This is a genomic window from Pseudoalteromonas sp. 3D05 (assembly GCF_002723455.1).
Classification (GTDB): domain Bacteria; phylum Pseudomonadota; class Gammaproteobacteria; order Enterobacterales; family Alteromonadaceae; genus Pseudoalteromonas.
This window is the reverse complement of sequence record NZ_PDUS01000018.1, coordinates 24,771-38,103: the sequence shown is the minus strand read 5'-3', so window position 1 is coordinate 38,103 and position 13,333 is coordinate 24,771. Positions and strand designations below refer to the sequence as shown.

Sequence of the window (13,333 nt, the reverse complement as noted above, 5' to 3'; positions counted from 1 at the left end):
CCTAAATGCCTTCCCAAGTAAGCGTTTTTGTTGAGCGTTTTGCGGCAGCAAACAGATTTAAACCATCTGCTGCATGCTCTAAACCAAACACATATGGTTTCTTGCTTTTTTGACCTTGCTGAAAAGATGTTAGCTCCTCGGCTATGTCGCTGTATAAGTTTGCAAACGCTTCGACAAAGCCAGTGGGATGGCCTGGCTTCATTCGGTTATATCTAAATTGGTGTGCGTAATCGCATTGACCTGCACGGTCTAATATTTCCCTTCGACCATCATTAAAATTAAGTTCTAACTCATCGGGGTTTAGTTGCAGCCACTTGGCACTCCCAATATCACCATAAACTCTAACTTGTAGTCCATTTCTGTGCCCAATCGCTGTTTTCGACATCCACATGCTACCTTTGATGCCACTGGCGTACTTTAATAACATTTGTACGTCATCGACTAAGTCAATGTATTGAGAGTGGTTACTAAATTCAGCAAGGGTGTGACTTGGCTCTTCATTTAATAAAAAACTACTTAAATGGTGAAGGTGTACACCTAAATCTAGGCAGATTGTAGGTACTTCAGCGTCTTGCAGTCGCCATGCTTGCGGTTGCGACGTTTTACCCGCAATATCAGGAGGTCGGCGAAAGCCTTCTTGTGGCATTTCTAAATGAATTTTTTGAATTTCCCCTAACTTTCCTGAGCTAATTAAGTGCTTTAATTCTCGCACCATAGCATATCCACTGTAATTAAAGGTTACCGCTAAAAATTGTTTTTCAGGATCGTAATATGGCTTAAGTGCAGCGATTTCTTTTGGGCCGCATACCATGGCTTTTTCACAAATCACGGGTAGCTTTTTTTCAAATAAATATTGTAGAACTTCTAAATGATGTGGTGTGGGAGTGAGCACTACAAATGCATCTATATTCTCTCGTTCTATTTCGACCATCTGCTTCCAATCATCGTAAACGCGCTCTGAGGAAACACCCCAATGAACACCTGTCGCTTTGTTGTTTTCTTGGTTACGACAAAAAGCACCAGCAACAACTTGAAACTTATGATCCATGTGAGCTGCACAAAAGTGAACATAGCCAACTGCAGATGTGTTACCCCCGCCAATAAATGCGAGTTTGAACGTTGGGTGAGTTTGTAGCATAGCAGCCTCATGTTTCATAAAATGACATATTTATATCGTCAAAAAGGTTGAAAACTTTAATTTAAGATTTGATGTAAGGTGTTAATTACTAAATACACTTCATGGTCTTGCAACGCTGGATGCAAGGGGAGGGTGATAGCCCTCTGGTAATATTTTTCAGCATTAGGGAAGTCACCAGCACTAAAGCCCATAGCTTTATAATAAGGTTGTAAATGTATTGGGATATAATGCAGGTGGCCAATAATTCCAGCAGCTCGAAGTTGGGTTATCACATTTTTGTGCTGTTCAATATCGCTATTTTTAAGTTGAACTATGTATAAATGATAAGCTGAATAGCATGTGTTGCTCTGTTGCAATGGGCGAATCAGATTAAGATCTAAGTGTGCATCATATGTTTTAGCTAAAAAGTGACGCTGGTTAACAAACTCATCAACTTTACTTAACTGACTCATACCTAATGCCGCATGCAAATCAGTCATTCGATAGTTAAAACCAAGCTCAATTTGTTGGTAGTACCAAGGGCCATGACTTGGCTCGGTCATTTCGGTTGGATCTGTGGTTAGACCGTGACTTCTTAACCTTTTTAAACGTTTTGCTAAATTATCACTATTTGTTACAGCCATTCCACCTTCGGCAGAGGTGATTATTTTTACAGGGTGGAAGCTGAATATGCAAATGTCTGAAAATTCACAATTACCAACAGGTTTGTCTAAATATTTCGCACCAATAGCATGAGAGGCGTCTTCAATAATTTTAAAATCATATTTATGAGCTAGCTTGTGAATAGCTTGCATATCACATGACTGACCCGCTAAATGAACGGGGATCACAACCTTTGGTAAGCAATTATTTTTTTTGGCTAGGAGCAATTTTTTTTCTAGTTCCAAAACTGACATATTGCCTGTATTTAAGTCAATATCGACAAAATCAATTTTAGCCCCACAGTACAAAGCGCAGTTTGCTGAAGCAACAAATGAAATCGGGGAGGTCCAAACAATATCCCCCTTGCCAACGTCAAGCGCTAAACAAGCAATATGTAATGCTGATGTTGCACTATTAACAGCTACGCCGTGTTTTGCTTCACAATAACTAGCAACAGAATCTTCAAATGCTGGTACTTTGGGGCCTTGTGTGAGCCAATCAGATTTTAAGACATCAACAACCGCATCAATGTCAGTTTGATCAATAGATTGTTTGCCATAGGGAATCATAAAAGTGCCTGAATATTAAATGCACGTATTTCTTCGATCGTTAAGAAGTGTGAGTTACTCAGTGAGTTGTACTCAAATCCGACCTCTACTTTATTACCTTTCTCTTTGAGCGCATTAGTATCGAAGTCGTTGCATCGACTGCTAAATTTTATTCCTGGAGCAATAACAAAGTGGTCATCAAACTCAAAAGTGTCAAAACATAAATCCGCGGGGCACATTACTTCATGTAGTTTTTCACCTGGGCGAATACCAATGACTTTGATGGGTAAGTTTGGTGCCATTGCTTTAGCTAAGTCAGTTATTTTAATAGAGGGTATTTTTGGCACAAAAATTTCGCCACCTAACATTCTTTCGAAATTTTTAAGAACAAAGTCCACGCCCTGCTGAAGATTTATCCAAAAGCGAGTCATTTCATTGTGTGTTATAGGAATATGATCACGGCCCTGGTCAATAAACTTTTGAAAGATAGGTACAACAGATCCGCGTGAACAAACAACATTGCCATAACGCACAACTGAGAAGGTAGTTTGATTTCCACCTGCAATATTATTTGCAGCAACAAATAGTTTGTCAGAGGCAAGCTTTGTTGCACCGTATAAGTTGATTGGATTAGCGGCTTTATCAGTTGAGAGCGCTATTACTTTTTCCACATCATTATCAAGGGCGGCATCAATCACGTTTTCGGCACCATTAATATTAGTTTTGATGCATTCCATAGGGTTGTATTCGGCGGCTGGCACTTGCTTAAGGGCTGCGGCATGTATAACGTAATTAACACCCCGCATAGCTCTTCTTAAGCGGTCTTTATCGCGTACATCACCTATGAAATAACGCATGCATGGTTGATCAAACTCTTGTTGCATTTCGAACTGTTTAAGTTCATCACGCGAGAAGATAATGATCTTTTTCGGGTTGTATCGCTCAAGTAGAGTTTTTACGTATTTTTTACCGAATGACCCGGTACCACCGGTAATTAGAATTGTTTTGTTATCGAACATAATGTTATCCAAGTTATTTATCATTGGCGTTTTTATACGCATTGTGAAATTTTGGCACTTTTCTCAGTACTTTACATATTAACTTAGTTTGATAGCAAGCACGATGCCAAGTTAATTTAATTAAACCATGGTACATAGTGCAAAAATTGGCAAATTAAGCTATAATTTAACCAATTCAGTGTGTCGGAGCCCTGTTATGAAAATTCAATCACCTTCATCAAATATTTTAAACCAAACTCAGCAAACGGGTAATAAGCTTTTAGAACAACTTGCTACAGGTAAAAAAGTAAATTCAGCAGCAGACGATGCAGCTGCTTTACAAATTATTGACCGTTTAACGTCTCAACAAAACGGTTACAGTCAGGCTGTGAACAATGCATACGATGGCATTTCTTATTCACAAGCGACAGAATCAAATTTATCTAACGTAAATGACGCTGTATCTCGTATCAAGGAGTTGTCTATTCAAGCAGGCAATGGGGCGCTGAATGACAGTGACCGCAGTGCCTTACAAGAAGAGGTTGTTCAACTTCAAAGTCAAATATCTGAAACGTTCGAAAATGCGAGTTTTGCAGGAAAGCCTTTATTTCATGGTCAAGCTGTCTCGTTTCAAGTTGGTGCTGATGCGAATACGAACCAGACGGTTAATTCTACAGACGGTAGTTTTGCCTCTGCACTATCAACTATTGATATTTCAACTCAAGCAGGTGCTCAAGCTGCGCTCGATATTAGTGAGCAAGCAAGTGAGGAAATTAATGCCCAACGCGCAGAGCTTGGGGCTTTTCAGAATACCCTGGCCAGTACAATTAAAGGGTTAGGTACCCAACAGGAAAATATTGCCGCCAGCCAAAGTCGTATTCAAGATACTAACTATGCTCAAGCTGTGTCGCAGCAAATATCTAATGATGTTTTATCTCAAGCGTCTATGGCATTACGTGGTCAAGCAAATCAATCCGCTGAGTCTATTTTAGGCTTACTATAGAGTTGATTTTAAAACAGTAATTATTAAGTATTACTTATCGCTATATCAACGGCAGTTTTTTGGCAATGATGTCAAAAAACTGCCACTCAATGCTTGCATCCCTGTCAAACTCGCTTACAATTTAGTTTATTAATAGCTTGTTGTGACTGTGGTTCGCTAACTAATGATCTTAATCTTAGATAATAATAATAATCGTGCGATTGGTTTACATGCTTCGCTGACTTTTATCGGTGAAACAGTATTAAACCTTGCTGAAGATAAATTTGAACAAGAGTGTAGCAGCTACCAAAAACAAGAATGTATGGTTATTTTAGGCGCTTTAAGTAGCTTCAACCATGAAAGTTTGATTAAGCGTTATCCTACTGTCCCATTCCTACTTATAGGTGAAACCTTAAAGCCTTTGCTCAGTATTGCAAACGTAGTGGGCTTAATTTCTGAGCCATTTAATCATGATATTACAACGCAGCTATTGCATGACTGTCAGCAATACCAGCGAATGCTCCCGAATGACCATAAGTATCACAAGCCACACAAATCGTTTGATGGTTTAGTTGGGGAAACGGATGCCGTAAAAGATGTACGATTTTTAATTGAGCAGGTGGCTAAAACAGATGCGAATGTTTTAATCCTTGGAGAGTCGGGCACAGGTAAAGAAGTCGTTGCGCGAAATGTTCACTTATTGTCTAAGCGCAATTCAGGTCCATTTGTACCAGTAAACTGTGGAGCGATTCCTGGCGAGCTGCTAGAAAGTGAATTATTCGGTCACGAAAAAGGCGCATTTACGGGCGCTATTTCTGCACGAAAAGGGCGCTTTGAATTGGCTCAAGGTGGTACGCTATTTCTTGATGAAATCGGCGATATGCCACTGCAAATGCAAGTTAAATTATTACGCGTGTTGCAAGAAAGAAGCTATGAACGAGTCGGTGGAACAAAAGCTATTCAGGCCGATGTGCGGGTGATTGCTGCAACACACCGAAATTTAGAAGAGATGATAGAGCAAGGATCTTTTCGTGAAGATCTTTATTACCGTTTAAACGTATTTCCCATCGAGAATCCTTCTTTAGCGCAGCGCGCTGATGACATACCGCTTTTGCTAAAAGAATTAATGCGCCGTGTGAATGAGCAAAGCGGCACGACAGCTAAGTTTACAGAACGTGCTATTGAAAGCCTTAAAGAGCATGCTTGGCCTGGTAATATCCGTGAACTAGCTAACCTCGTAGAGCGTATGGTGATAATGTTTCCTGAGAAGGTCGTAGATGTTCCTGATTTGCCAGCAAAATATCGTTATATTGAAGTTGATGCCTATGAGCCTCAATATCCTGAGGAACTAATGGAACGCGATGCGTTTAATGATATTTTCAGTACTGGGTTTAGCGATTACGATGATGAGCCTGAGGTTGAAGTGGCTTCGTCTGATTCCGGGTTACTACCCGATGAGGGCATTGAGTTAAAAGAGTATTTAGCAGAGCTTGAGATAAGCCTTATAACTCAAGCGCTTGAACGCTACGATTATGTCGTTGCTCGGGCCGCTGAAATTCTAGGAGTAAGACGCACAACCCTTGTTGAAAAAATGAAAAAATATAACCTATCGCGAGACTAACTCGCGTTAGCTTAAGCTATTCCAACTTTACCAAATATATCGTTATAAATACTCTTTTATAATCTCTGCTTTTCTAAAACACTCATTACTGTGGTCGTTTACCATACCGCATGCTTGCATGTGTGCGTACACAGTCGTTGGGCCTAAAAACTTAAAGCCACGCTTTTTTAAATCTTTAGCGAAAGCTGTTGATATTTCAGTGATGGCGGGGTAATCGCTTAATTCATTTAAGTTACTAATTAGTGGTTTGTTGTCTACAAATTGCCATTGATAATTACTAAAGCTGCCAAATTCTTGCTGTATTTCAATAAAGCGTTTTGCGTTGTTGATTGTTGCTGCAATCTTCAAGCGGTTTCTCACAATCCCATCAAAAAGCATTAAGCGCTCAACATCGTCGTCGGTAAATAACGCTACTTTTTTAACGTCAAAATTTTCAAAGGCATGTCTGTAGCCGCTTCGTTTTTTTAATATGGTATACCAGCTTAGTCCAGCTTGAGCTGATTCAAGTGTTATAAACTCAAATAATTTTTGGTCGTCGTAAAGTGGCACTCCCCACTCTTCATCGTGGTAGGCAACATAATCCTGCTTTGAAGTATCAAGCCATGGGCAACGACACTGAGCATTTTTATTCATTGTGTGTTTTCCTTGTGTCAGTTTATTGTCACGTAAAATATACTCTAAGTTTATGAATTATAATTAATATATTTTTGGTACGAATTGTGCATTTGTCACCGTAGAGAACCTTTATGAGAGTTTACCATGGCACTTGCAAACGTGTTGAAACCACAATTTATCACAGCTAATCAATATAACCCATGCCTTCAACAAGAAGAGTATGTGGGGGAGCTTAGTGAGCTTCGTCAACAAGCGAGTTGGTTGAGCCATTTGGTTGATACTATGCCAGCTGGCGTTATTGTGCTTGATGGTCGTGGCATGATTGCTAAGGCGAATCAAATTGCAATTGATATGCTAGGTGAACCACTCGAAGGCGAGAAATGGTTCAGTATTATCCAACGTTCTTTTCGTCCACAACAAGACGATGGCCATGAAGTTTCATTAAAAGATGGTCGATTGATAAAGTTAGATATTACGGCATTGGCACCAGAGCCAGGCCAGTTAATTCTCATGACAGATTTAACCGAAACGCGTCGCTTACAAACGCGTGTGGCCCACATGCAGCGCTTGAGTGCGCTGGGTAAAATGGTGGCATCATTAGCTCATCAAGTTCGTACTCCGTTGTCTGCTGCTATGTTATACGCAGCTAATTTAGGCTCAAAACGTTTACCTGAGGCTTCGCGTGGTAATTTTCACACAAAATTAATGTCGCGTCTGAAAGATCTTGAAACTCAAGTGAACGACATGCTGCTGTTTGCAAAAAGTGGCGATCAACAAGTTGTAGAGCAGGTTTCTATGCAGCAATTACTTACCGAAGTTAAAGCTGGCTCAGATGCAATGGTTGCTCTTAATAGCAGTGAGCTTGATGTCAATTTACCAGAGCCCGATATTGCTATTATGGGCAATAAAACAGCGTTAGCCAGTGCGATACAAAACTTAATTCATAATAGTATTCAAGTTATTGGCTCTGGCGCTTTAGTTCGTGTAAATGCGATAAGAGATGCTCATTCAGATGATCTTGTGCGTATTAGCGTGTGCGATAACGGCCCTGGAATAGATATGTCGCAGGCTGAGAAACTGTTTGAACCATTTTTTACCACAAAAAGTCAAGGCACGGGCCTTGGTTTGGCTGTGGTTAGCTCTGTTGCTAGCGCTCATCAGGGCAGGGTTGAGGTTACCAATAATACACAAGGTGGGGCATGTTTTAGCATATTACTGCCTATTTGTACTGAATCTAAAGCGGTGGAGGCATTATGAGTAATAACACTATTTTAGTTGTTGAAGATGACGCAGGTCTTCGTGAAGCATTAATCGATACTTTAGAGATGTCAGGTATTGCCTGTGTTGCGGCCAATAGTGCAGAGCAAGCCATGCTGCTGTTAAAAAAAGACAGCTTTTCTTTGGTGGTGAGTGATGTACAAATGGGCGCGATGAGTGGGCTTGATTTATTACGTAGCATTAATTTAAATCACCCTGATTTACCAGTGCTGATGATGACAGCATACGCCACTATTGATGATGCCGTTGAGGCAATGCGCCTAGGGGCAATCGACTACATGGCGAAACCATTTGCGCCAGAAGTATTATTAAATATGGTGAGTCGTTACTTACCAGAGCCCGAAAAAGAAACAGATGGTCCCATTGTTGCTGATCCATCAAGTATTCAATTGCTTGAGCTTGCGGCAAAGGTCGCGAAATCTGATGCCAGCGTAATGGTGTTGGGCCCAAGTGGTTCCGGTAAAGAAGTGCTTGCGCGATTTATTCATGATAAATCAGCACGTTCAAACGAGCCATTTGTTGCAATTAATTGTGCTGCTATACCTGAAAACATGCTCGAAGCCACTCTCTTTGGCTATGAAAAGGGTGCCTTTACGGGAGCGATTCAAGCGTGCCCAGGTAAGTTCGAGCAAGCACAGGGCGGTACAATCTTGCTCGATGAAATCACCGAGATGGATTTAAGTTTACAAGCCAAATTACTACGTGTATTGCAAGAACGTGAAGTAGAGCGATTAGGTGGCCGTAAAACAATTAAGCTTAACGTTCGCGTGCTGGCAACCAGCAACCGAGACTTAAAAGATGCCGTTAGTGAGCATAAGTTTAGAGAAGATTTATATTACAGGCTCAATGTGTTTCCACTGATGTGGCGCCCGTTGTGTGAACGCCCGGGTGATATAGTGGTATTAGCTAAGCACTTAATTGAGCGCCATTTGGCGAAAAGTAAAGAATCCATTGCTCAGCTTAGCGATAGCGCACAGCAAAAGCTGCTGTCGCATCAATGGCCAGGGAATGTTCGTGAGCTTGATAATGTTATTCAACGCGCATTAATCTTGAGAAACGGTGACGTTATTGATGAGAGTGCTATATTCATCGAGAATTTAGCGCCTAGTGCGTGTGTAAGTGCTAGCTCGGTTGCACCGCAAGCACCTAATGATATAGCGAATCCAACAATTGCAGCTAAAGTACAGCATAATGAGATGATGGATGAGCTTCCTAGTTTAGATTCAGGTACTTACAAAGATGAACTAAAGGATAAAGAGCATCGCATTATTTTAGAAACGTTAACGCGGTGTCGAGGCAAGCGAAAAGATGTGGCTGAAACGTTAGGTATCAGCCCAAGAACATTGCGTTATAAGTTGGCGCAAATGCGAGATTTAGGTATTGCTCTACCAGCTTAAAAGTCTATTCTGACCAATTTCAAAAGACACTCAGCCATGCTGAGTGTCTTCATGTCAAAACTCTGACATTTAAAAATCTCTCTTAACTTACTGAAATATAGTTATTATTTTATTGGCATGGTTTGTGCTTTATCTAGTTATTAGTAAAGTGCATCGTCAGAGATAATTATGAAAATTCAAAATAGTGCGTTATTCCAAGAAATGCAGTCTATGGCTCTTGAAGCTGGCCGTAGTAATTCAAATAATGCTATTCCAACGCAAACACAACCTACTTCGTCTGCACAATTTGGTGATTTGTTAACAAATGCCTTAGACACAGTGAGCAATCATCAACGAGAAGCGAAAGAAAAAGTCACAGCTTTAGAGATGGGCGACAGAAGTGTATCGCTTGCTGAAGTGATGATTGCTTCTCAAAAATCATCCGTCGCGTTTGAGGCTACTGTTCAAGTTCGTAATAAACTTGTTGAGTCTTATAAAGAAATTATGAACATGCCTGTTTAAGCTGGGTAGTGGAGAATTATTGTGGCGCAATCTAATCAATCAACCGACCTTGCATTAGCAGGCGGTGGTGCTATCAACCAAACTGATAACGACGATCAGCAAGAGCAAAAGTCGGGCTATTTAAGTGCATTAAATGGTGTTGACGTATTGCGCCAGGTTACCTTAATTATCGCATTAGCTATTTGCTTGGCCATCGCCATTTTTGTCATTATCTGGGCGCGCCAGCCTGACATGCGCCCATTGGGTAAAATGCCGACTGAAGAGCTTATTCAAACTCTTGACTTTTTAGACGCGCAAAAAATTGAATATGAACTTGATGGCAACCTAATTTCGGTTGCAGAGGATGAGTATCAAAATATAAAGTTACTCATGACACGTGAAGGGTTAGACCAAGCACCTGCATCAGGTACTGATATTATCATGCAAGATATGGGTTTTGGTGTAAGCCAGCGTTTAGAGCGTGAACGTTTAAAGCATGGCCGTGAGCAGCAATTAGCGCGTACTATTGAAGAGTTAAAGAATGTCACTCGGGCTAAAGTGTTATTAGCCATTCCAAAAGAAAATGTATTTGCTCGTCGTGAAAAAGAGCCTTCGGCAACAGTTGTGTTAACCCTAAAACGTGGGCGTATGCTTGATAGTGAGGAAGTTGATTCTATCGTTGATATTATTGCTTCAGCTGTTCAAGGGCTATCACCATCTCGTGTTACGGTTACTGATCAAAATGGTCGTTTGTTGAATTCTGGCTCTCAAAGCTCTTTAGCTGCTCGTTCAAGAAAAGAGTACGATATTGAACGTAAGCGTGAACAAGAATACCTACAAAAAATTGACAGTATTTTAATGCCTGTGATTGGTATGGGTAATTACACTGCCCAAGTAGATTTAAGCATGGACTTTAGTGCTGTTGAGGAGACGCAAAAACGTTTCAATCCAGACTTACCAGCTGTTAGAAGCGAAACCACATTTGAAGAAAATAACATTGGTGGTCTAGCTGTTGGTATACCAGGAGCTCTAACAAATCAACCGCCAACTAATTCAAACATCCCTGAAGTTGCAGGGCAGGGCGGTGCAGGCTCTGGTACTACACCAAGCAGTAGCCATAAAGAAGCAACTCGTAACTATGAGTTAGACACCACCATTTCTCATAAACGTCAGCAAACTGGGGTTATTCGTAGAATTAGCGTATCAGTTGCAGTCGATTACTTACCAACAGTAGGTGAAAACGGCGAAACAACGATGGTGCCACGTTCTGTTGAAGCGTTGTCAAATATTCGTCGCCTATTGCAAGGTGGTGTGGGTTTTGATTTGCAACGAGGTGATGCACTTGAAGTTGTTACCGTGCCATTCGTGCGTGAAGAGTTAGCTGTTGCAGAAGAAATACCACTTTGGGAGCAAAGCTGGTTTATGAAAGTGGTACGTCTAGCGTTAGGTGCACTGGTTATTATTGTACTAATAATGGCGGTTGTTAAACCTATGCTTAAACGCCTTATTTACCCAGATGATACGTTGGAAGAGTATGATGATGACGCGTTAAGTTCAGGCGTAGACATTGGCGACAATACACTCGATATGCTAAATAAAGACTTTGATTCTGCTTCGGTTGGCTTTGCAAGTGATGGTACACTACAGTTACCAGACCTTCATGGCGATGAAGATTTACTCAAAGCGGTACGAGCTTTAGTTGCCAATGAACCAGAATTATCATCACAAGTAGTGAAAGCGTGGTTAACAGAAGATGACTGATCAAGAGCCAGAACAAAAACAATTACCAGCAGCCTTTGACGTTGATAAACTAGATGGAGTTGATAAGGCCGCCATATTACTACTTAGTTTATCAGAAGAGGATGCTGCTCAAATACTTAAGCACTTAGAACCCAAGCAAGTGCAAAAAGTGGGTATGGCTATGGCTGCCATTGATGATCTATCACAAGCGAAGATAAGTGCAGTTCATAATCTATTTATCGAACAAATTCAAAGCTTCAGTACGATAGGCTTCCAGTCTGAAGACTTTATTAAAAAAGCACTAACAGCTGCGCTTGGTGAAGATAAAGCGGCTAGTTTGATAGACCAAATTGTTATGGGGTCAGGTGCAAAAGGCCTAGATTCATTGAAATGGATGGACTCCAAACAGGTTGCTAACATTATTCGAAATGAGCACCCTCAGATACAAACGATTGTATTGTCTTATTTAGAGCCTGAGCAATCAGCGGAAATACTTGCCCAGTTCCCAGAGAAAGTTAGGCTAGATTTGACCATGCGTATAGCTAATCTTGAGGAAGTTCAACCTGCGGCATTACAAGAGTTGAATGAAATCATGGAGAAACAGTTTGCTGGTCAAGCCGGAGCACAAGCAGCCAAAATGGGTGGCTTAAAAGCGGCTGCAGACATATTGAATTATTTAGATACGAATGTTGAAGGACAGTTAATGGATTCAATTCGTGAGCATGATGAAGAGATGTCACAACAGATTCAAGATTTAATGTTTGTATTTGAAAACTTGATGGATGTAGAAGACAGAGGCATCCAGGCCATTTTACGCGAAGTTCAACAAGATGTATTAATGAAAGCTATTAAAGGGACTGATGAAGGCCTTAAGGATAAAATTCTTGGCAATATGTCTAAACGTGCAGCCGACATGTTAGCAGATGATTTAGAAGCTATGGCACCGGTACGTATTAGTGAAGTTGAAGCTGCGCAAAAAGAAATTTTATCTACGGCACGTCGCTTAGCTGATTCTGGCGAGATCATGCTCGGTGGTGGTGGTGGCGAGGAGTTCTTGTAAACCATGAATAAGCCTCGCTCTTCTCAAGGTCAGCCATTAACTGAAAATGAAGCTGATGAGTTATTACAAAACTGGCCTATCCCCGATGTAACGCAAGACACTCGTAAATTCGACGGTCGCTCTACAGCGTTTGGCACACCATTGGCTGAGTTGTACAAAAAAGAAGTTAAAGAACCAATTGAAGAGCCTGAACCTGAAGAAGCATTGCCTAACCTTACAATGGCTGAGCTTGAGCGTATTCGCCAAGATGCTTACGAAGAAGGCTTAAAGCAAGGTCATGAACAAGGTTATATTGATGGTTTTGAAAAAGGGGTTTCTGAAGGCAAAGAGGCAGGCTACAAAGAAGGAGTCGAACTTGGTAAAACTCAGGGACAAGAGGAAGTAAAACCCCTTATTGAAGAACAATTAACAGCGTTAAAATCACTTATTGATAGCTTAACCGCACCGCTTAATAAAGTAGACGAAGAGGCTGAAAAACAATTAATACAACTTGCTGTTATGCTAGCCGAAGCAGTGATATACCAAGAAGTAAAAACGTCACCTGAAGTGTTATTACATAGCTTAAAGCATTGCATTGATGCACTAGGTGAACAGCAACAAGCTGTGCGTATACACCTCAACCCAGATGATATTGAATTAGTTAAAAATAGTTATGGTGAGCAGGCCATCGTTGAGAGTCAGTGGCAGCTTATTCCTGAGCCAACGCTTGAACGCGGAGGCTGCCAAGTCAAAACACCGCAATCCTCGGTAGATATGACGCTTAAAACCCGTGTCAAAGAAACGTTGGATAGCTTTTTGCATAGTAGTGGTATCTAAGCTAATAATTGGTTTGTA

At 40.9% G+C, this 13,333-nt stretch carries 12 protein-coding genes; 8 read left to right on the top strand and 4 right to left on the bottom strand.

All coding sequences use genetic code 11. From position 1 onward, the window contains the following. Position 1 precedes the first annotated feature (1 nt). Genes CSC79_RS15945 through pseB form a run of 3 tightly spaced genes read right to left on the bottom strand, consistent with a single transcriptional unit; the run spans position 2 to position 3,347 of the window. A complete protein-coding gene (locus tag CSC79_RS15945) occupies positions 2–1,156 on the bottom strand; it encodes a Gfo/Idh/MocA family oxidoreductase (RefSeq protein WP_237114045.1) in 1,155 nt (384 codons plus the stop codon). Positions 1,157–1,194: 38 nt separating this feature from the next. Continuing rightward, positions 1,195–2,349: a UDP-4-amino-4,6-dideoxy-N-acetyl-beta-L-altrosamine transaminase gene (pseC, locus tag CSC79_RS15940; RefSeq protein WP_099296740.1), complete on the bottom strand. Its 1,155-nt coding sequence runs from the start codon at positions 2,347–2,349 to the stop codon at positions 1,195–1,197. Continuing rightward, positions 2,346–3,347 carry a UDP-N-acetylglucosamine 4,6-dehydratase (inverting) gene (gene pseB / locus CSC79_RS15935; protein ID WP_099296739.1) on the bottom strand — a complete coding sequence of 334 codons (1,002 nt, stop codon included), beginning with the start codon at positions 3,345–3,347 and terminating at the stop codon, positions 2,346–2,348. The genes pseC and pseB overlap by 4 nt, the downstream gene beginning before the upstream one ends. 196 nt (positions 3,348–3,543) lie before the next feature. Between pseB and CSC79_RS15930 the strand changes: the two genes are divergently transcribed. Together CSC79_RS15930 and CSC79_RS15925 are read left to right on the top strand one after the other, a co-directional pair. Further along, positions 3,544–4,329, top strand: coding sequence for a flagellin (locus tag CSC79_RS15930; protein ID WP_099296798.1), 786 nt, complete (start codon positions 3,544–3,546; stop codon positions 4,327–4,329). A gap of 163 nt (positions 4,330–4,492) precedes the next feature. After that, positions 4,493–5,929 carry a sigma-54-dependent Fis family transcriptional regulator gene (locus tag CSC79_RS15925; RefSeq protein WP_099296738.1) on the top strand — a complete coding sequence of 479 codons (1,437 nt, stop codon included), beginning with the start codon at positions 4,493–4,495 and terminating at the stop codon, positions 5,927–5,929. 42 nt (positions 5,930–5,971) lie between these two features. Here the strand turns inward: CSC79_RS15925 and CSC79_RS15920 are convergent, their stop codons facing one another. Next, on the bottom strand, positions 5,972–6,562 hold the full coding sequence (locus CSC79_RS15920; protein ID WP_099296737.1) for a DNA-3-methyladenine glycosylase I: 591 nt from the start codon (positions 6,560–6,562) through the stop codon (positions 5,972–5,974). A 126-nt stretch (positions 6,563–6,688) separates the two neighbouring features. Here CSC79_RS15920 and CSC79_RS15915 point away from each other — a divergent pair, with 126 nt between their 5' ends. The 6 genes from CSC79_RS15915 to fliH all read left to right on the top strand — a co-directional run bounded on the left by CSC79_RS15915 (position 6,689) and on the right by fliH (position 13,315). Then, complete coding sequence (locus tag CSC79_RS15915) at positions 6,689–7,801, top strand: ATP-binding protein (RefSeq protein ID WP_099296736.1); 1,113 nt, start codon at positions 6,689–6,691, stop codon at positions 7,799–7,801. Next, positions 7,798–9,219, top strand: a complete 1,422-nt coding sequence (locus tag CSC79_RS15910) for a sigma-54 dependent transcriptional regulator (RefSeq protein WP_099296735.1) — start codon at positions 7,798–7,800, stop codon at positions 9,217–9,219. The genes CSC79_RS15915 and CSC79_RS15910 overlap by 4 nt, the downstream gene beginning before the upstream one ends. A 168-nt stretch (positions 9,220–9,387) precedes the next feature. After that, complete coding sequence (fliE, locus tag CSC79_RS15905; RefSeq protein ID WP_099296734.1) at positions 9,388–9,720, top strand: flagellar hook-basal body complex protein FliE; 333 nt, start codon at positions 9,388–9,390, stop codon at positions 9,718–9,720. A gap of 21 nt (positions 9,721–9,741) precedes the next feature. Continuing rightward, positions 9,742–11,460, top strand: a complete 1,719-nt coding sequence (gene fliF, locus CSC79_RS15900) for a flagellar basal-body MS-ring/collar protein FliF (RefSeq protein ID WP_099296733.1) — start codon at positions 9,742–9,744, stop codon at positions 11,458–11,460. Continuing rightward, positions 11,453–12,499: a flagellar motor switch protein FliG gene (fliG, locus tag CSC79_RS15895; protein ID WP_099296732.1), complete on the top strand. Its 1,047-nt coding sequence runs from the start codon at positions 11,453–11,455 to the stop codon at positions 12,497–12,499. The genes fliF and fliG overlap by 8 nt, the downstream gene beginning before the upstream one ends. A gap of 3 nt (positions 12,500–12,502) precedes the next feature. Continuing rightward, positions 12,503–13,315 (top strand): flagellar assembly protein FliH, encoded by an 813-nt coding sequence (gene fliH, locus CSC79_RS15890; protein ID WP_099296731.1) that lies wholly within the window; start codon positions 12,503–12,505, stop codon positions 13,313–13,315. Positions 13,316–13,333 lie beyond the last annotated feature (18 nt).